General features: G+C 48.5%; 19 protein-coding genes. 8 read left to right on the top strand and 11 right to left on the bottom strand.

Annotated elements, in window-relative coordinates; genetic code table 11:
- Positions 1-378: 378 nt before the first annotated feature.
- Positions 379-903 carry a thioredoxin family protein gene (locus FPE01S_RS23505; RefSeq protein ID WP_052956136.1) on the bottom strand — a complete coding sequence of 175 codons (525 nt, stop codon included), beginning with the start codon at positions 901-903 and terminating at the stop codon, positions 379-381.
- A gap of 39 nt (positions 904-942) precedes the next feature.
- Here FPE01S_RS23505 and FPE01S_RS23500 point away from each other — a divergent pair, with 39 nt between their 5' ends.
- Together FPE01S_RS23500 and FPE01S_RS23495 are read left to right on the top strand one after the other, a co-directional pair.
- Positions 943-1,506 (top strand): UbiX family flavin prenyltransferase, encoded by a 564-nt coding sequence (locus FPE01S_RS23500; RefSeq protein WP_046371573.1) that lies wholly within the window; start codon positions 943-945, stop codon positions 1,504-1,506.
- Between the two features lie 35 nt (positions 1,507-1,541).
- Entirely contained in the window at positions 1,542-2,528 is a 987-nt protein-coding gene (locus FPE01S_RS23495) for a helix-turn-helix transcriptional regulator (RefSeq protein ID WP_046371572.1), read from the top strand.
- 1 nt (position 2,529) lies between these two features.
- Here FPE01S_RS23495 and lolA1 read toward each other — a convergent pair whose 3' ends face one another.
- Together lolA1 and FPE01S_RS23485 are read right to left on the bottom strand one after the other, a co-directional pair.
- Positions 2,530-3,183, bottom strand: coding sequence for an outer membrane lipoprotein periplasmic chaperone LolA1 (gene lolA1 / locus FPE01S_RS23490; protein WP_046371571.1), 654 nt, complete (start codon positions 3,181-3,183; stop codon positions 2,530-2,532).
- Positions 3,184-3,261: 78 nt separating this feature from the next.
- Positions 3,262-5,775, bottom strand: coding sequence for a DNA translocase FtsK 4TM domain-containing protein (locus FPE01S_RS23485; RefSeq protein WP_046371570.1), 2,514 nt, complete (start codon positions 5,773-5,775; stop codon positions 3,262-3,264).
- Between the two features lie 45 nt (positions 5,776-5,820).
- Between FPE01S_RS23485 and FPE01S_RS23480 the strand changes: the two genes are divergently transcribed.
- The 4 genes from FPE01S_RS23480 (at position 5,821) to FPE01S_RS23465 (ending at position 11,105) form a co-directional block, all read left to right on the top strand.
- On the top strand, positions 5,821-7,734 hold the full coding sequence (locus tag FPE01S_RS23480; protein ID WP_046371569.1) for a sensor histidine kinase: 1,914 nt from the start codon (positions 5,821-5,823) through the stop codon (positions 7,732-7,734).
- A 71-nt stretch (positions 7,735-7,805) separates the two neighbouring features.
- A complete protein-coding gene (locus tag FPE01S_RS23475; RefSeq protein WP_046371568.1) occupies positions 7,806-8,243 on the top strand; it encodes a response regulator in 438 nt (145 codons plus the stop codon).
- Positions 8,243-8,848 carry a biliverdin-producing heme oxygenase gene (locus FPE01S_RS25270; protein ID WP_052956135.1) on the top strand — a complete coding sequence of 202 codons (606 nt, stop codon included), beginning with the start codon at positions 8,243-8,245 and terminating at the stop codon, positions 8,846-8,848. Before FPE01S_RS23475 ends, FPE01S_RS25270 begins: the two co-directional genes overlap by 1 nt.
- The gene (locus tag FPE01S_RS23465) at positions 8,838-11,105 is read left to right on the top strand and encodes an ATP-binding protein (RefSeq protein WP_046371567.1); all 2,268 of its coding nucleotides are present in this window, start codon (positions 8,838-8,840) and stop codon (positions 11,103-11,105) included. The genes FPE01S_RS25270 and FPE01S_RS23465 overlap by 11 nt, the downstream gene beginning before the upstream one ends.
- Positions 11,106-11,109: 4 nt before the next feature.
- On the opposite strand, the gene FPE01S_RS23460 is transcribed toward FPE01S_RS23465, so the two are convergent.
- From FPE01S_RS23460 to FPE01S_RS23425, 8 genes are all read right to left on the bottom strand, one after another.
- A complete protein-coding gene (locus FPE01S_RS23460) occupies positions 11,110-11,517 on the bottom strand; it encodes a DUF423 domain-containing protein (RefSeq protein WP_245624056.1) in 408 nt (135 codons plus the stop codon).
- A complete protein-coding gene (locus tag FPE01S_RS23455; protein WP_046371623.1) occupies positions 11,517-12,023 on the bottom strand; it encodes a shikimate kinase in 507 nt (168 codons plus the stop codon). Before FPE01S_RS23455 ends, FPE01S_RS23460 begins: the two co-directional genes overlap by 1 nt.
- Positions 12,024-12,030: 7 nt before the next feature.
- Entirely contained in the window at positions 12,031-13,209 is a 1,179-nt protein-coding gene (locus tag FPE01S_RS23450) for an acyl-CoA dehydrogenase family protein (RefSeq protein ID WP_046371566.1), read from the bottom strand.
- An 18-nt stretch (positions 13,210-13,227) separates the two neighbouring features.
- Positions 13,228-14,034: an orotidine-5'-phosphate decarboxylase gene (gene pyrF, locus FPE01S_RS23445; RefSeq protein ID WP_046371565.1), complete on the bottom strand. Its 807-nt coding sequence runs from the start codon at positions 14,032-14,034 to the stop codon at positions 13,228-13,230.
- A 9-nt stretch (positions 14,035-14,043) separates the two neighbouring features.
- Complete coding sequence (kynU, locus tag FPE01S_RS23440; RefSeq protein WP_046371564.1) at positions 14,044-15,309, bottom strand: kynureninase; 1,266 nt, start codon at positions 15,307-15,309, stop codon at positions 14,044-14,046.
- Positions 15,310-15,318: 9 nt separating this feature from the next.
- Entirely contained in the window at positions 15,319-16,104 is a 786-nt protein-coding gene (locus FPE01S_RS23435) for an SDR family oxidoreductase (protein WP_046371563.1), read from the bottom strand.
- Between the two features lie 2 nt (positions 16,105-16,106).
- Positions 16,107-17,012 (bottom strand): glycerophosphodiester phosphodiesterase family protein, encoded by a 906-nt coding sequence (locus FPE01S_RS23430; RefSeq protein WP_072054043.1) that lies wholly within the window; start codon positions 17,010-17,012, stop codon positions 16,107-16,109.
- 74 nt (positions 17,013-17,086) lie between these two features.
- Positions 17,087-18,181: an Mrp/NBP35 family ATP-binding protein gene (locus FPE01S_RS23425; RefSeq protein ID WP_174446991.1), complete on the bottom strand. Its 1,095-nt coding sequence runs from the start codon at positions 18,179-18,181 to the stop codon at positions 17,087-17,089.
- 175 nt (positions 18,182-18,356) lie between these two features.
- On the opposite strand from FPE01S_RS23425, the gene FPE01S_RS23420 reads away from it, so the two are divergent.
- Together FPE01S_RS23420 and FPE01S_RS23415 are read left to right on the top strand one after the other, a co-directional pair.
- On the top strand, positions 18,357-18,911 hold the full coding sequence (locus FPE01S_RS23420) for a carboxypeptidase-like regulatory domain-containing protein (RefSeq protein ID WP_245624055.1): 555 nt from the start codon (positions 18,357-18,359) through the stop codon (positions 18,909-18,911).
- A gap of 27 nt (positions 18,912-18,938) precedes the next feature.
- Positions 18,939-19,835: a 3-hydroxyacyl-CoA dehydrogenase family protein gene (locus tag FPE01S_RS23415; protein WP_046371560.1), complete on the top strand. Its 897-nt coding sequence runs from the start codon at positions 18,939-18,941 to the stop codon at positions 19,833-19,835.
- Positions 19,836-20,008 lie beyond the last annotated feature (173 nt).

Below are 20,008 nucleotides of genomic sequence, written 5' to 3'. Positions count from 1 at the left end.
TTTTGCCCGGTTGGCCCGATCAGGCAAAAGGGACAAAAAAATCCCGCCTTGCGGCGGGATGCACTAATCAAATACCATTAACCATTAAACCTTATCCTATGAAAATTCAAATATAAGATGTTAATGAGGAAACATTGGTTGCAAGCGGGAACTTTTTTTTAGGGCAAAAGGGTGATTTTGACCGTAATCAAGCCGGTCTAAGTAGTTCCCTGTCCGATTTGGGCATCCCGTAGGCTGGTTTTATACATAAGCCTTTGGCTAAAAGCCGGACGGGATAGAAATCCCGTCCGTATTATATCCAATATCCTATGAAAAACCATAGGTTAGATGTCAATTGCTAAAGAAACGTTGCAAGCTTGTTAAAATATCTTAAGGAAGTCACCATTCACCCTTAAACACTTTTTGGTAAGCCGTGAATTCCTGCTTTCTGTAAGCTCCTTCTCCGAAGAATTTCACGATCAGTTCCAGCTCACCGGGAGCCAGGTAGCCAGGTATGGGTTGGGGGTCTTCGCCCGTGGTGGGAATAATCACCGTTGTAGGGTATGAAAGTTGTCCACCCGTAAGGTACAATGCTATTTCATTGGTCTTATACTGGGTATTATAGGAAAAGGCTTTGCCTTTATAAGATAAGGTCGACTTTGTTTCGGCATCCAGCTTTACAGGGTAAAACCTGCTGTGCAGGTATTTGATCACTTTTTCGTTGCGGTATGTGCGTTTGTCCATAACCTTGCACCAGCCGCACCAGTCTGTGTACAGATCAATCAGGATAGGACGAGGCTCCTTTTTTGCAGCTTCCTCTGCTTCCGCCAGGGTCATCCAGCGCATACCCTTTTCCGTTGTTTCCTGGCCATAAGCTGTTATTCCGGTACACAGGAATAACATGAAAATTATGTGCTTAACCATATTACCTTTGTTTCGTTGATTGCAATATAACAACTGCCCATGCAAAAAATTGTTATAGCCGTTACCGGAGCCAGTGGGGCAATCTATCCCAAAATCCTGCTGGACAAGCTGACCAGGATCACCGGGCAGTATGCTGAACTGGCCGTGGTGATGACGGAAAATGCGAAAACTGTCTGGCATACAGAACTCGGTCATGACGCATATAATGCCTACCCTGCTGTCCGTTTCTATGATAAGAACGATTTTCACGCGCCTTTCGCGTCCGGATCCGGACAATTTCAGACAATGATCGTCATTCCCTGCTCAATGGGTACCCTGGGAAGGATTGCTACCGGCATCAGCAATGATCTGATCACCAGGGCGGCAGATGTTATTCTCAAGGAAAGAAGAAAGCTCATTTGTGTTGTCCGGGACACCCCCTATAACCTGATCCATATCCGGAATATGGAAACTGTTACCCTCGCAGGCGGCATTATCTGTCCTGCGTCCCCTTCATTTTACAGTAAACCGGACACCATAGAAGCCGTTGCAGCTACAGTAGTAGACAGGGTTTTAGACCTCGCGGGGCTGAAGATCGACACCTTCAGGTGGGGTAGCCAATAAAAGTTCACTATCTTAATAGTACAAAAAAGGATCATTTGTTCAGCTTTGAATATAATTCCTACAACTACCGGCAGGTTATAACCGATATGGCCGCTGCCCTTGGAACGACTGTAAAAGACGGGAAACTGATCTTCCCGGAATCAGTGGCTTCGGGCCATATCGAATTTGTAGAAATGCCGAATGGTCTACAGGCGATCATTTCCGATTATCGCCTCAATGATCAGCTCTATCTGAAAAGGCAACGGATACCCAGGGAGTTTTATGTATTGCGGTATGAAGACCTGAAGATCGAAGATGAGATGACCCTCAAGATCGACGGAGAAGTACTGACCACCACCAATGAACATCATGCAGGCGTTTACCTCACCAGCACGTTATTCGACATTTCCTATCTCGGCAGAAAAGGATCAGTGATCAAAGGGATCAATATTATTTTCAGCAAGGAGTGGCTCGCCCAACACCTGCACATCACTGATCCTGACGAAGTGATGGCAACCTACCTCAACCTGAAAACGGGCAGTTATACCATCGAACCGATCGACAATGAATACCGCAGGTATTTTAATGAGATCATTACATCAGATATTGACAGTCCCCTGCATACAGCAACAGTACAGAACCGCATTACGCTTCTGATCGAACGATTTTTCAGCAGGCTGTATGAAAAAAGCAGAACCTTACTCACACCCCCGCGGATCTCGAAACACGACGTGCATCAACTCATGCATGTGGAGGCTTTACTTACCCAGAATGTACACAACCGCCCTCCTACCATCGACCAGCTGGCACAGGAAGCAGCCATGAGCTCAGCAAAGCTGAAGAAACTGTTTAAAGAGGTTTACGGTACCAGCATATATGCCTATTACCAGAAACAGCGCATGAACGTTGCCAGGGATATGCTGCTCAGCGGAGATTTTACTGTTAAGGAAGTAGGTCTCCAGGTGGGATATTCCAACCTGAGCAATTTTGCAGCCGCTTTCCGGAAAGAATTCAACATCCTGCCCAGCGAAATCAGGGCATGAATTACCGGAGATCCACTTCTTCTACTCCGGGATATTTTGCCTTATTAAACACGAAGAAATCGTCGCTGATCGTTGCCTTCCCGTTCATGCTTACAACAGAATACGTGTATTTGTTACCGTTCTTCTCCAGCACTTTGGTTTGCGTGATCGCTTTTGTGGCCTTATCTACATAAACGTAAACCTTGTGAAAGGGCTTTGATTTATCGGTAGGTGTCAGTTCAATCTCCTGCAAAACCTTATTGCCGGTCTTTTTTTCGCCGTTCAGTTTGTAGAGGAAGTCCTTATCATAAAAGTTTGTGAAAAGCTTTTGAGGAGTAATCGTGTTCTGTCCGCCATCAAATTTGGTGATCGTCACTTCATTGGCAGCCTTATCATAAGTCCAGATATTCTTACCATCACAAAAGATCTCCTGGCCAGTAATATCCACTTTATATTTACCCTCTTTCATGTACACAATACCTTTCTTGGCGCCCTGTACTTTACCATTACCGTCTTCCACCTGAAGGGTAAAATTAGATTGTACTGCCTTGAATGTTTTGAACTTAGCGCTGACAGCATCCAGGATCTGCTTTGCGGCAGGGTCATTCTGTGCGCTGGCAATATTGTTGATCAGAAGGCCAAAAACCAGTGCCAGTGCGGCAAACGATTTAGTCATACAGGTATTTTAAAATAGGGGTCAAAGATATACTGTTTAGATGCAATCATCAGACCAATCAAACTGCCGGGGGTTTAATCAGGGAATTTGTGTAAGATATTCATCCAGTTCAGCCTCTGTTTTAATGATCACTTCCCGGGCTTTACTGCCGAGGTTCGGGCCAACAACACCTGCCTGCTCCAATTGATCCATCAGCCTGCCTGCCCGGTTGTATCCGAGCTTCATTCGCCGCTGCAGCAATGAAGTCGATCCGATCTGGTTCTGAACGATCAGTCTCGCTGCATCCCCGAATAACGGATCCTTGTCATTCAGGTCAAAATCCTTTCCTTCCATTTCTTTCTCATCCACGTATTCCGGCAACAGAAACGCCTGCGGATAGCCGCGCTGACGGCCGATAAAATCCGTTACACTCTCTACTTCGGGCGTATCAACAAATGCACATTGCAACCGGGTGAGTTCACCGTTATAGGAAATAAGCATATCACCCTTACCGATCAGCTGTTCTGCGCCACCGGCATCAAGAATGGTGCGGCTATCAATTTTGGAAGACACTTTAAAGGCAATCCTTGCCGGAAAGTTTGCCTTGATGGTACCCGTTATAATATTCACCGAAGGGCGCTGTGTAGCGATGATCAGGTGGATTCCTACTGCCCTGGCCAACTGCGCCAGACGCGCAATAGGCATTTCAACCTCTTTGCCCGCCGTCATGATCAGATCGGCAAACTCATCGATCACCAATACCATGAATGGCAGAAACTGATGTCCTTTCTGAGGATTCAACCTGCGTTTGACAAATTTCTCATTGTATTCGCGGATGTTCCGGGTACCGGCTTCTTTAAGAAGGTCATACCGGTTATCCATTTCAATACACAGGGCATTCAGTGTATGGACTACTTTTTTCGTATCCGTAATAATCGCTTCTTCCTCCCCTGGTAACTTTGCGAGGAAGTGTTTTTCGATGGTCCGGTAAATACTCAGTTCAACTTTCTTGGGGTCTACCAGTACAAATTTCAGCTGTGACGGGTGCTTCTTATACAACAGTGATACCAGGATAGCATTCAGGCCGACGGATTTACCCTGGCCAGTAGCACCAGCCATCAGGAGGTGTGGCATCGCAGCAAGGTCCACAATGAAATTTTCATTGTCAATCTTTTTTCCAATGGCGATCGGTAAACTGAAATTGCTGTGCTGGAATTTGTCTGCCGTCAGTAACGTCTTCATGCTCACCACGGTTTTCTTGACGTTCGGCACTTCTATACCAATAGTGCCTTTTCCCGGAATCGGGGCTATGATCCGGATCCCGAGAGCGGCAAGACTCAGTGCAATATCGTCCTCAAGATTCTTGATCCTGGAGATCCTGACACCGGCTGCCGGAACGATCTCATACAGGGTTACTGTTGGACCAACCGTAGCGAATATCTTCTGAATCTGGATGTCGTAATTCTTCAGCGTATTGATAATCTGGTTCTTGTTCGCTTCCAGCTCCGCCGGATCCTGAACAATCTTTTCGCTTCCGTGGGTCTCCAGGAGATCCATGGATGGAAACCTGTAATCGCGGAGATCAAGCGTAGGTTCATATGGCGGAAGATCTTCATGCACTTCCCCATCAGGCGTTTCCTCGGGAGTCACCTCTTTGATTTCCAGCTCAAGGTCAGCTTGCGGAATGGCCGGTTTCAGTGGCGGCAGGGGGACTTCCTGCACCGGGACAATTACCGGTACCTCAGGCTCGGCAAAAGGCGGTATGGTATTTTCCGGCTCCTGAAAGTCCTCCCGCTCAATCATTTGCAGGGGAATAGATTCCGGGCTAATTATTTCCGGCGGAGGAACCACAGGCCCCGTTTCTTTCTTGAGGTTGTTTCGCTTGTTTCTGGGCGTTTCTTCAATAAAAAGTTTAGGCTCATCAGCGTCGTCAACAGTCGGATCAGGAACCGGCTCAGGGTTTCTTTCCTTGTTGCGAACAGGCAGCGCTGGCATTTTGGGTACTTCAAATACCGGGTTGAACCGCCAGATAAAATATGCTACTCCTCCCAACAACAACAAGGCACCCGTTCCGATCTTTCCCAGGAAACTGGACATCCATTCACTGATCATATTCCCCACCGCACCGCCCCAGGGAAACGCGCTCTTACCGGAAAAAAAGGCAAAAGCAACACTGAAATACAATAATCCCACGAGCACATACCTCAGGTTCCGCCAGAGACGAAAGACTTTTTTGCCAAAAAGCAGGTTCGCCCCTGCCATAAAAAAGATGCTGCAAAGAAAAAAGCTGGCCAGCCCGAATCCCTTGAAAAAGAAAAAATGTGACACCCATGCACCGAGCCGTCCCAACAGATTGGCAACCCTTATATCGTCTCCGAATAAGAACCGGGAAGTACCCTGAAACACTTTATCCTGGTCCTCCTGCCAGGTAAAGAGGTATGATGTAAAGGCAATAAACAGGAATACAGAAAGCAGCAAAAGCAGCGCTCCGGAAATTTTATGCGTGCGTTCGTCCCTGAGAACAGAACGCACTTCGACCTTTTCCTCCTTCTCGGGCCTCAGATCAACGGGGTCGGGTAGTGGCTTTTTCTTGGATTTCAGCTTATTTGCCATAGCCACAAATATACATTTACACCTAAAGAAATTGTATTTTGCTGTATGCGGATTTTTGCCATTACTAGCTGCCTGATCCTAATGGTTTTATCCGGCATCTCCCAGCCCCATGGCTCCCCTGCCGACACCATTTGCCTCAGCCGGTTTCAGCTCTATCTTCCTATAGGCAGGGAAGCCCGGATTTATTTCGATACCGCGAACCTTGTAAAAACAGATTCCCTGTACGCCTTACCAGGCAGTCAACCCCTGCCTTCGTCAGCTGACCGCAAAGTGGCAGCGCGTTACGTCAGCAAAGCCTGCTACCTCCAATTTGTTGTCAAAAATGACCTTGACCGTCAAACAGAGGTCGATTTCCTGCCCGGATTTTATTTCAACACCATTAACCTTTTCCGGCGGCACCCTGAAACCGGAAAATATGAACCGGTAACTTCCGCCATTACCCAAAAGACTTTCAATAGTCATACGGTAAGAAAGCTTTCCCTCCGGCCGGGTGAAACAGGAAATTACATCGCGGAACTGGGCTTTATCAAAACCACCGTAAACACCATCACGCCCTGCCTCACCTACGGATTCTATCTCCCTACCCTGCTCAGCCAGTTCCAGAACGAAAAAAAGCTCAATGCCATTATCACCTACCTGGTGTGTGGCATCATGCTCATGATGATATTCTACTCCCTTGCTGGTTTTTATATGAACCGAAGCATAGAATTCATTTATTATGCAGCCTATGCTTTTATGCTTGGCCTGATGTTCTTCTTTAAAGCCTACCTGTACAAAACACCAACCGACAGCAATTTTTTTTTCGAATCCTATTTTGACTTTGTATTACAGGGCACGGGAACACTCTTCTATTTTATCTTCCTGCGCACCTTTATCGGTTCAAAAACCGAATTCCCCCTCCTTAATATTATTCTCTATGCCCAGCAGGTGATTACGGTTTCGGGACTTATCCTTTTTACCTATCTCAATTTTTTCACCAACAACTTCCCGTTGCAAAACCTTGTTGAAAACCTGATCAAATACGCCTGGTCGTTCAGTACGATCTTTTTCATCATCTACGCCGTTGTCAACCGGAGTTATATCCTGCGATACCTCGCTATCGGACATACCTTCCTGTTCCTGGGTGGCTTCCTTTCATTATTCCTGATCAATACAGCCCGCCGGTTTAACGACCAGCTGACGGCGCTTTCCAATGACTCCCTGTTCTGGTATGAAATGGGGATATTGTTTGAGCTGGTATTTTTCCTGGTTGCCCTCTCTTTTAAGAATAAGAAAGATATCAGTGACAGGGCCAGGGAAAAAGAAAGGCTGCTCATGGACTATGAGAAAGAAGCCTATGAAAGAAGAATGGCTATTCTCGCAGCAAAGCAGGACGAAAGAAACCGCATTTCAGCCGACATGCATGATGAACTGGGGTCAGGCGTAACGGCAATACGCCTGATGAGTGAACTTGCCAAAACCAAGCTGAAAGAACATGCATTGCCCGAGATTGAAAAAATTTCGGTGTCAGCCAATGACCTTATCAGTAAGATGAACACGATCATCTGGACGATGAAAAGCACCAACGACACGGTTGACAACATGATCGCCTATGTAAGAAGCTATGCAGCGGAATTTCTGGAAAATACTGACATCCGGTGGCGAATTGAGTATCCCGAAAATGTGGCAGGGATTGAACTCACCGGAGAAAAAAGGCGAAACATCTTTCTTTGCATCAAGGAAGCACTGAATAATATCGCCAAGCACGCCAGGGCCAGCGAAGTACTCATCCAGTTTAAGCTTGGTCCCCACCTCGTTATCCTCATCAAAGACAACGGCGTGGGCATGCAGCCAGACAAAATACGTGCTTTCAGCAATGGGCTATCCAATATGCGCAAACGCATGGAAACTGTGGATGGCCATTTTGGCATTCGCTCCGAAAGTGGTACCGTGGTAACGCTGAGTGTACCCCTGGCCTGACCAGTTCCGAAAGCTGGCACGTGAAATGCATAACAGGGCAGTTCCTTTATATTTGAGCAGAAAATTCCCTGATGGAAAAGAAGATAAACATATTCTATACCGATGACGATCAGGACGATGTATTCTTTTTTGAAGAAGCTGTAAAAGAAGCAAGCAGGTCGTTAAATGTATTTACCACCTTCGACGGGGGGTCGTTACTCTATCTGCTTGATAACCCGCCACCCGAACCGGCAGTGATTTTCCTGGATTGGAATATGCCGGGAATCAATGGTGCGGAGACGCTTAAAAGGATCCGGATGAATGAACGCACACGGGAAATTCCCGTGGTGATCTTTTCGACTTCCGACGACCGTGGCAATATTGAACATTCCCGTGAACTGGGTGCAAACCTGTATGTCACCAAACCCAATGCATTTAATGATATCGTTAAGATGATCCGCCATTGCATGGCGGTGGACTGGAACAATTTCCGGGCTGGTGAGGAAGACTTTGTATTTAAACTGAACTGATGACCAACCACCCCTTTCTGCAAAAACTGAGGGCAGCTACATCCGCAGCTCACGAGACGCTTGAAAATCATCCGCTGTCGCGCGAACTTACCCGCAACAGGCTTTCGCCGCATGCTTATGCATTATACCTGTCTGCGATGTATGGCGTAATGGATAATTATGAAATGGAAATTCTTCCCCGTTTACAATATAAAAGTCAATACTCCCCGGTCAGCAGGAAGACTGCTATTTCGAGCGATCTGCATCAGCTGAACACCGCGGGGATCGACCTCCCGCCTGTATTGCCATTCCACTTACAGGCAGATCTTACAGACCTGGCCATAACCTGGGGCGCGGCATATGTAATCGAGGGGTCAACACTTGGTGGCCGGGTGATCATCCGGCAGATTGAACCCCTTCTCCGCGAATCAGGCATCGGTGATGCAATGACCTTCTTTACCGGCTACGGAGCCGAAACCGGTCCACGCTGGAAGGCGTTTCTGGATGCTTTGCTGGCGTTTGCTGATCAGCCGGGCAACCAGGAAAGGATCATTGCGGGCGCCAATTCAACGTTCGCTGCAATCTTCGAACACTTTGACCTTAATACGGCCCGTCATGTCCATTAAAGATATAGTGAACAGGGGCCTGGTGAACCTTGACAATTGCGAAAGCGAGCCTATTCATATTCCCGGCAGTATACAGCCTCATGGTTTTCTGCTGGCACTGGAACCGGTAACAGACAGAATCGTTTACTGCAGCGCGAACCTGGCAGACTTTGCCGGCCTTCACCCTGAACAGGTACTCGGCAAGACACCCGAACGCGTATTTCCCGGTGCTTCATTAGCGCCATTGCTGGAGGCACTAAAAGGGAAATCCAGGGAATCCGAATACCCTGTGATCGTCACTATCAACGGCTGTAATTATGAATGCCAGTTCCATGCACATCTGGGACCAACAATACTTGAATTCGAACCTGCACAGACAGAACCGATGAACCCCGACCAGGTATTCATTCAGACAAGGCAATTTATCCGGAATATTGAAGGTGCCGGCTCACTTCGGGCACTTTGTCAGATGGTCGCTTCAGATATCCGGCAAATTTCAGGATATGACCGCGTGATGATCTACCGGTTTGATGAACAATACAATGGAGAAGTTTATGCAGAAAGTAAAAGAGACGGTATTGAGCCATTTCTTGGTCTTCATTACCCCCATACCGATATTCCCGTTCAGGCCAGACAGCTTTATATCCGCAACCAGTTGAGACTTATCACTGATGTTACCTATACCCCATCCCCGATCTTCACGTTAGCTGACGGAGAAGTACGGCAGCTTGACCTGAGCTTTGCGATGCTGCGCAGTGTATCGCCCATTCACCTGCAATACCTGCAGAATATGGGAGTAGGTGCAACGCTGACAATCTCCCTGCTGCATGAAGGAAAACTGTGGGGGCTGATCGCCTGTCATCACTATGAGCCAAAGTATGTTAACTACCAGGTGAGAATGCTTGCCAAATTACAGGGACATTTTCTCACGTCACAGATCAAGGTTCGCGAAACTGGTGAAGAATATGCTATCGCAAAAGAACTGGATGTTACACTTAACCAGTTGCTGGAAAAAAACATCGTAGAGAACCGTGGCTCACTGGAACAACTGGTCTGCCGTCCTGAATTGCTGGACCTTTGTCACGCAACCGGAGTGGCGCTGGTATTCGACGGCAAAATTCTGGCTTCCGGAACGCGACCAGATGATCACCAGATAGCGTTACTCTCACAATCACTGGCCAAAGACTGCCAGGGTAAATTTTTACAAACCGATCATCTTGCTGCCCTGTATCCCGGATGGGAATCTGAAGTGACTGCTGCAGGATTATTGTATCATCCGATCGGCAAAGATGGCGAAGCCATTTTATGGTTCCGCAAGGAGAACAGGCTGGAGGTCCATTGGGGTGGCGATCCCGAAAAGGCTATTCTCAAAGACGAGACCGGATTGCACCCGAGAAAATCCTTCGAAACATGGAAAGAGACCGTCAAAGGAAGAAGTCTGCCCTGGACGAAACCGGAATTACAGGCAGCCGGCCATTTCGCGCACGCGCTGCAAAGACAGGTGCATTTGTTGATGGTGGCCGAAGAAGAATCCAAATACCGCGCGCTGAGTTACCAGTTAAAAGAAGCAAATGCCGAATTGGAGAATATTAACTGGATAAGTGCACATGACCTTAAAGAACCGCTTCGGAAAATACAGGTCTTTGCTTCCCGCATTCTCGACCACAGTGAAGCCGATCCGAACCGGATTTATAACAGTGTGGTCCGTATGAAAGATGCGGCACAAAGAATGCAGATGCTCATCAATGACATACTCTCCTATTCCCGCCTGGCAAAGATCAGTGACGCATTTGAGACCTTCCCGCTGGACCAGTCAGTTCAACAGGCAATGGAAGAACTGGAAGAAGTAATACATGAAAAACGCGCCACACTCAACACCGATAAATTGCCGGAAGTACGGGGCATTCCGTTTCTGCTTACCCAGGTGTTCGTGAACCTGCTCAGCAACGCCATCAAATTCAGCAGAAAAGACATCCGGCCGGAGATTCGCATCCGGTTCAATGAAAAAAAAGTAAATGCCCCTTTTCCGGTTGAGCAGCCTGACAAAAAATACCACCTGATTGAAGTGATCGACAACGGTATAGGAATACCTGAAGATCAGGAAGAAAATATATTCCAGGTATTCACCCGCCTGAATGGAAGAGATGCCTTTACAGGTTCCGGTGTAGGCCTTGCCATCTGCAAAAAAATTCTCGAAAACCATGGAGCATTTATTACCGCCCATGGAGGCAACAGGGAAGGCTCAGTTTTTCGTATCTATTTTCCTGTAAACGGATAAGACATCAGGACAACGTCTTGTGAACAGCAAAAGCCAGGAGTAACCAACCAGCCACAAAAAACAGGCCTCCAATCGGCGTGATCAGGCCAATCCCCGAAATACCAACACTTCCGCCAGCTTTGAGTGCCGTCATTAAATAAAGCGAACCGCTGAAAAGCACGATGCCGATCTCAAAGCACAGTGCAGCAACAGACACCTGCTTTGACGGATGCTGGATATAAAACAACCCGGTAAACAGCAGTGCAAAAACATGGTAGAAGTGATATCGGACGCCGGTCTCAAACACAGATAGTTCTTCTGCCGTGAGCTGTTTTTTTAATCCATGTGCCCCGAATGCGCCAAGCCCTACCGCCAGTGCACCGAGGATCGCTGCTGTACGCAGGATTTTCTTCGTCATTACATTCTTGTCCATTATGCTGTCAATGCGTTTTTCATGTCCTCCAGCGAAAGTGTTTCTTCCGGAAGCCGCAGATGCGCCTGCTCATAATACAGCTTCCTGTCGTGTAGTTTTTTTACGATAAACGCTTTCATCTCATCATCAGGAATATCTTTCAGAAGGGGTCTGTGGTTTTTCTCCTTCAGCAGCCGCTGCACCAGGACTGTTGTTGAAGTGTTGAGCCAGATCACCCTGCCGTGCTCTTTCATATAATCGATATTGTTGAAAAAACATGGTGTGCCACCTCCGCAACTGAGTATCATTTCGGGATGTGTCGTAGTCAGTTCGGTCAGTATTTCCTTTTCAAGCAGACGAAAATATTCTTCGCCGTTGTCTGCAAAAATTTCAGCAATAGTCCGGCCGTCTCTTTCAACAATTACCTGGTCAAGGTCAAAAAAAGGCAATCCAAGGTTAGCACTCAGGAGCCTGCCCCAATGGGACTTTCCACTACCCATAAATCCAATAAAATAAATCCGCATCATCACAATTTCATTTGAAGGCATTCAGACCGGTAACATCCATGCCGGTAATCAGCAGGTGGATATCGTGGGTACCTTCATAGGTAATCACACTTTCGATATTCATCATATGCCGCATAACAGGATACTCTCCTGTTATACCCATGCCACCCAGTATCTGTCGGGCTTCCCGGCAGGCAAAATGTGCAACTTCGCAGCCTGTACGCTTTGCCATACTTACCTGTGCGGGCGTTGCCCTTCCTTCATTCATCAAAACGCCTACCCGCCAGTTCAGCAACTGGGCCTTGGTGATTTCGGTTACCATTTCAGCCAGTTTTTTCTGCTGCAGCTGAAACCCGCCGATTGGCCTGTCGAACTGAACACGCTCTTTGGAATACTGTAGTGCAACATGATAACAATCCATCGCTGCGCCAACCGTTCCCCACGCGATGCCAAAACGTGCCTTGGTCAGGCAACTCAACGGGCCTTTCAGTCCCTTTACACCGGGCAGAATATTTTCTTTGGGTACTTTGACATTGTCAAACACCAGCTCTCCTGTGGCGCTCGCACGCAGGCTCCATTTGCCATGCGTAGTGGGGGTGGAAAATCCTTCCATACCCCGCTCAACGATCAATCCCCGAATCTCACCGGATTCATCCTTTGCCCAAACTACGGCCACTTGCGAAAAAGGAGCATTGCTGATCCACATTTTTGAACCGTTAAGGATCACGTGATCACCGGCATCGCGAAAATGGGTGAGCATACCCGCAGGATTACTGCCATGATCAGGTTCTGTCAGTCCAAAACAACCCAGCCATTCTCCACTGCCCAGTTTAGGAAGATATTTCCGTCGCTGTTCTTCACTGCCAAATGCGTAAATCGGATACATTACCAGCGACCCCTGCACACTTGCCGTGCTTCGTACACCACTGTCTCCCCTTTCCAGCTCCTGCATCATGAGGCCATAAGCAATATAATCCAGGCCACCACCACCATATTCAGCCGGAATCGTCGGTCCGAAACAGCCCATTTTCCCCAGTTGTCCGACGATCTGTTCCGGGAACTCGGCTTTCTGGGCATAGACTTCAATAATCGGTGAGATCTCCTGCTTTACATAATTGCGCACTGCATCTCTCACCATGAGTTGTTCTTCACTGAAGAGTTCATCCAGCAGCAAATAATCGGGATGTTGAAAATTATCTGTAGGCATGTAATCGGGTTAGAAGTACTAATGTAATAAAAAGGCGGCCATCTCCGACTGGTATTGCTGTGCAACGGTCTCTGCAGCTTTGGCGAAGTTCTCGCCGCTGTCAGCGAACAGGATTGCCCGGCTGGCATTTACCAGCAACCCTGCATCACTGTTCATCGCCCGTGAGGCAATTTCCTGCAAACTTCCCCCCTGCGCTCCCACTCCGGGCACCAGCAGAAAATGTTCCGGTATAAGTTTGCGGACATTCTCAAATTCTTCTCCTCTTGTGGCACCGATAACGAACATCAGGTTACCAGGGTTCCCCCAGCCTGATACCGTCCGCAAAACTTTCTCGTACAAAAGCTCCTCTCCGGCCCGTTGCAACTCGAAATCGTGTGCACCGGGATTTGAGGTCAATCCAAGCACGATTGTCCATTTATTTTCGTATTCGAGGAAAGGCATCACGCTGTCGGCCCCCATATAAGGAGCCACCGTGATTGCGTCAAATGAAAGCGTTTTAAAAAAAGCACGGGCATACTGATGACTGGTGTTGCCGATATCGCCACGTTTCGCATCAGCAATGGCAAAATGTTCATCGGGAATATGATCCAGTGTCGCCTCCATGATCTCCCAACCTTTTGAACCCATGGCTTCATAAAACGCTGTATTGATCTTATAGGCAACACAATACGCTTTGGTAGCGTCAATGATGCACCGGTTAAACTCCAGCACACCATCTTTTTTGCCTTTCAGGTGAGCCGGTAACTTACCGGGATCAGTATCGAGTCCGACACAAAGAAATGATTGTTTCCGGCGGATTTCCCCGACGAGGGCTTGTCTGTTCATGCCGCGAAATTACAGCATCCTTCGCAAGCAGTCGGCAAATTGCCATACTTCTGTGAACCGGTTATAAAGGGGTACGGGAGCGACCCTGATCACATTCGGTTCCCGCCAGTCTGCGAATATCCCCGCCTGTTGCAGTGCGCTAAAGGTCTCTTTTCCCTTGCGGTGCATCAACAGTGATACCTGGCAGCCTTTTTCCGGGTTTTTTATCGGCGTAATAATTTCGATCGCCCTTTCTCCGGCTTCCCGCACAATGCTTTCCAGCAACCTGATCAGGTAATCATTCAGCGCCCGCCCTTTCTCGTGCAGGGCCGGCATTCCCGCTGCGGTAAAAATCTCCAGCGAAGCCTGCAGGCAGGCATATTGCAATGGCGATGGCGTACTTAACTGCCAGCCAGCTGCACCCCTGTCCGGCACAAAGCCCTTTTCCATTTTGAACCGCCTGGAAGCATCATAACCCCACCACCCGGCAAGCCTGGGAAGGGAGGGGTCACCATGGTAACGTTCATGAATAAACGCACCGCCAATTGCACCCGGACCGCCATTCATGTACTTATAATTGCACCACGCAGCGAAGTCCACCTGCCAGTCATGAAGCCTAAGCGGAACGTTTCCTGCAGCATGCGCAAGGTCAAAACCGACAACCGCCCCCGCCGCATGGCCGGCTTTGGTAATCGTTTCCATGTCGAAAACCTGGCCGGTATAGTATTGTACACCACCCCACAATATCAATGCAAGCGACGACTCATGTGTTTTGATCGCCTGCAGAATATCTTCTGTCCGGATCGTATGTTCACCCCGGCGGGGGGATACTTCGATGATCGTTTCATCCGGATCAAATCCAAGAAATTTCAGATGGGTTTCCAACATATACTGGTCACTCGGAAATGCTTTGGCTTCGCAGATGATCCTAAACCTTTTTCCGGTAGGGCGGTAAAAACTTGCCAGCATCAGGTGAAGATTCACCGTCAGCTGGTTCATAACAACCACTTCATGAGGCAGCGCACCAACTACCATGGACATCGGATCCGCGAGCTTTTCATGAAAATCCAGCCATGGGTGTTCCCCCATGAAAAAAGCTTCCACCCCCCAGTCCGACCACTGCTGCAATACTTCCTTTATTTTCCCGTGCGTCTTCCTGGGCTGCAAACCAAGCGAATTACCGAGGAAATAGATTTGTTCGCGACCTTCGCGGAGCGGAATCACAAACTGATCACGAAACTCCCGGAGCGGATCGGCCGCGTCAAGTGACAATGCATAATCGTAGGATGTTTCCATAGGTCAGCTTTAAATACTTCCTGTTCTTCCACCGTCCACACGGATGGACTCACCGGTAACATAGGCAGCAGCAGGAGTGCAAAGAAACGCGGCGACAGCAGCAATCTCTTCTGCAGTTCCGATCCTGCCAGCCGGCACAGAATCTGCCATCTTTCCCATTTCTTCCCCCACACTGATCCCTTTCGCAGCAGCATTGACAGCCGTAAGTGCATCAAGCCTTTCCGTGCTGATAAAACCCGGCAACACATTATTGACAGTGATACCGAACGCTGCCAATTCATTGCTGAGTGTCTTTGCCCAGCCTGCAACAGCAGCACGGACGGTATTGCTGACCCCCAGGTTGGGTAGGGGAACTTTGACCGATGTCGAAATAATATTGACGATGCGACCAAATTTTTCGGTCTTCATTGCCGGTACTACAAGCTGGCACATCAACTGGTTCATCAGCACATGCTGGCGGTAAGCCGCTTCAAATTCATCTGTCAACGCATCTATTATCTTTCCGGGTTTGGGTCCTCCGGTATTGTTGATCAGGATATGCACCGGTCCGCCGTCAAGCAGCCTGGTAACCGTTTGCGAAACCTTTTCCGGCTGATCGTAGTCTGCAACCAGGTACTGATGCTTTCCGCCGGCAGTTACCGGTAATTCAGCCACTGCTTTTGCCAGTGCGTCTTGATTGCGTGCAAGCAATGTGCAGGAAGCGCCCAGCGCAGCAAGTTCACGGGCCACAGCGAGTCCGATTCCTTTTGAACTGCCACCAATAAGCGCGTGTTTGCCTTCAAGGGAAATATTCATGCTTATTTTTTTCTGGTCAATAAATCAGGATAGTCTGAGATGATTCCGTCTACACCCATCTGTTTGAGCCGGTTAATGATCGCCCGGTTGTTGGCTGTCCAGGCTACCACTTTCATGCCGCGTGCGTGACAGGTTTCCACGAGTTCGGTTGTTACCAGCTGGAAATTCGGACTGTAAATATCCGGAACAAAACCCAGATCACGGATTTGCCGTTTCATTGAACGGTGATCATGGGCGTCAATCAGCACTGATGTTCTTACTTTGGGGTAATGCCGGTGAACTTCCCGGAGTGTCCGGAAATCAAAGGATTGTATGATGGTCCGCGGACCAACCTTTTTGTCGTTGACTACATCCAGCAGTTGCTTTACAAATGGTGCGGGACGGGGATGAAAAACATCGTCGGTAGCCGGGCTGGTTTTTGTTTCGATATTGTAAAAGGGAAGCGGTCTTCCCGTTGCCAAAGCATATTGCTCCACACTGTCGATCACATCAGCAAGAAGTGGTTTGATCGCCGGTTGTACACGCTGCTGTGGAAATGCGGGATGCTGGCGGTTACCGACATCATATTGCCTGATATCGGCATAGTTCATCTGGTAAATATTCAGTGTGCGCGCTTCGGCCGTATCTACGAACCGGCCATCGGGATGGCTGCTGATCTGGGCATTAAAAAATGGTTCGTGTGAAAGAAGGACCTGTCCGTCGGCGCTGATCACCACATCCATTTCCAGCGTAGTGACGCCCAGGTCCAGGGCATACAGCATTGCCGCAATGGAGTTTTCCGGCAACAGCCCCCTGCAGCCGCGATGGCCTTCGTTATCAACGGCTGGCAGCGGGATAGCCTTTCTGGCTGGTGGCTGCAGACACCCCAGTGAAAGCAAGAATATACCCAGCCACCCGGCTTTTTTCATGAATTGCTGCTTTGTCGGAATTTATTCTTAACCGGCAAGATAACGGAAAGCGGCAAACGAATCGGGGTACAGCGTCAGGCCACAACTTCAATAACCCGGGTTGCGCCAAGATTCGCATTACGCATGGCAATGCTCCTGGCTGTCACTCCGGCGAAATGTTCAAATGCCGCCTTTGTAATGGCATCATCAGATTCCATTACTGGAATTCCCTTGTCACCGCCTTCGCGGATGCCCTGAACCAGGGGAATCTGTCCAAGGAAGGGTATATCATACTCCTCTGCAAGGCGTTTCCCCCCCTCCTTTCCAAATATATAGTACTTATTATCAGGCAATTCTTCGGGAGTGAAATAACTCATATTCTCCACGATACCAATGATCGGCACCTTGATCTGGGCCTGGCCGAACATGGCAATTCCTTTTTTGGCATCGGCCAGCGCTACCTCCTGCGGGGTGGTGACCACCACCACACCAGTAACGGGAACTGTCTGCATCAGGGTAAGGTGAATATCACCGGTACCGGGAGGCATGTCGATCACGAGGTAATCCAGTTCATCCCAGTAAACATCCGTAACAAACTGACGGATTGCGCTGCTGGCCATCGGACCGCGCCATACCACCGCATTTTTTTCATCAACCAGCAGGCCGATGCTCATCAATTTGATGCCGTACCGTTCCAGGGGCAGGATCAGTCCCTTTTCCCCCTGCTGGATCATTTTCGGGCGCTCGCCACGTACGCCAAACATAATGGGAACACTCGGGCCGTAAATATCTGCATCCATCAGTCCCACTGATGCGCCCCCTTTGGAAAGCGCCAGCGCAAGATTTGCAGCGACGGTACTTTTACCCACGCCGCCCTTGCCGCTCACCACAGCAATGATATTTTTCACGCGTGGCAAAACGGCGCCGCTGTCCTTCCTTACCGAACTGGTATTGGCCGTAAAATTGACGGTAACCTTCGCTTCTTTGCTCACCAGCAGCTGAATTGCATTGACGGATGCATTCTTCATCATATCCTTCATGGGACAGGCCGGAGTTGTCAAAACGATGGTAAATTTCACGGAATCACCTTCGATCTCAAGATCTTTTACCATGTTCAGCGAAACGATATCACTGCCCAGATCCGGTTCCTGCACATTGCTTAATGCTGCCAGTACTTGCTCTTGCGTCATGCTTATCTTCCTAATTTTACAGCAAAATTAACCAATGCCATCCGTAAATTGTTGAAGCGAATTTGCGGAAGGGTATATATTTGAATCAATGAAGCGAATTCTACCTCTGCTTATAATAGGTTTTTTTGCCATTTGTCAACGCGCAAACGCACAATTTGAGCAAATCAAAGATTCTGTGGTGCAATTGTATGGTATTGTGATGACTGCAGACAGCCTCCAGGGAATTCCTTCCGTAAGCGTTACAATCAAAGGCGGTAGCAGGGGTACCATAACCAACGAACAGGGTGTTTTCAGCATTGTTGTGCTGAAAGGAGATAAGATCGAATTTTCCAGTATCGGATATAAACCGAAACTGGTGGAAATTCCGAGAAACCTGGAAGGTAATCAGTACAGCATGGTGCAGCTGATGGTGACGGATACCCAGTACCTACCGGCCACCATTATACGCCCCAGGCCCACCCGGGAGCAGTTTGAACGGGATTTCGTCAACACCTCCATACCGGATGATAACCTGGAAATCGCCAGGAAGAATACAGACGAACAGACCCGTCGGGCAATGATGAAAATCATCCCGGCCGACGGCCAGGAAGCGGCGAATTATACCCTTCGCAAAAATGCCTACAAATACACCTATGCAGGGCAGACACCTCCGATCAATCTCATGAACCCCGTCGCGTGGGGAGAATTTATACGCGCCTGGAAACGGGGTGATTTCAAAAGCAAGAACTAGGCTATTTTTACGGCCTAAATTGCTGCTATGTTTCAAAAGATTGCTGTAATCGGTGCCGGCACCATGGGTAACGGAATTGCCCATTGCTTCGCCCAGGAAGGCTTTAACGTTCACCTCATTGACGTTAATGCCGAACAACTCATCAAGGCCCTCCAGGCCATCCGCAAAAACCTCGACCGCCAGGTTACACGGGGTTCAATCTCCGAAGAAGACAGCAATGCCGCATATGAAAGGATCAGCACTTTCACCCAACTGGAATCCGGCGTTAAAGACGTTCAGCTGGTAATAGAAGCAGCCTCCGAAGATCTGCAGATCAAATTGAATATTTTTAAGGCCCTTGATGCCCATGCACCGAAGGACTGCATCCTGGCTTCCAACACATCTTCCCTTTCCATCACTACAATCGCGTCAGCAACCGCCAGGCCCGACAAAGTGATCGGCATGCATTTCATGAACCCGGTGCCTGTTATGAAACTAGTTGAGATCATCAACGGATACCAGACCAGTGAAGAAGTCACCCGCCTGATCACTGAACTTTGCTCCAGGATCAAAAAAATTCCCGCCACCTCTAAAGACTACCCGGGTTTCATTGCCAACAGGATCCTGATGCCTATGATTAACGAAGCCATTTCTGCCTTGCATGAAGGCGTCGGCGATGTGGAATCTATTGATACGGTGATGAAACTTGGCATGGCCCATCCGATGGGACCGCTGCAACTGGCAGATTTTATCGGGCTGGACATTTGCCTCAATATCCTGCGGGTATTGCATGACGGTTTTGGCAACCCCCGGTATGCACCTTCCCCATTACTGGTAAACCTGGTTGCTGCCGGAAAACTCGGCGTCAAAACAGGTGAAGGATTTTACAAATATGAATCGGGTAGCAAAGACCTCAGGGTTAGCGCCTTCATGGCCAGAATATAACGGTTCATGCAGATTTTCTGACGCCTCATAGAGTTTGAGTTGCAGGTACTCCAAACCTTTTACAGATTTGTGTCGGGTTAAGGCATCGTTGACCATTAAACCTTTCGAAACCACTTAATTTATTTAAGCCTTATTCTAAAACCTTATCCTGCGTCAGTTGCCGAACTGGCGCT

It is taken from the genome of Flavihumibacter petaseus NBRC 106054, assembly GCF_000974785.1.
In the GTDB taxonomy this organism is placed as follows: Bacteria; Bacteroidota; Bacteroidia; order Chitinophagales; family Chitinophagaceae; genus Flavihumibacter; species Flavihumibacter petaseus.
This window is presented reverse-complemented; position numbering and strand designations above follow the sequence as displayed.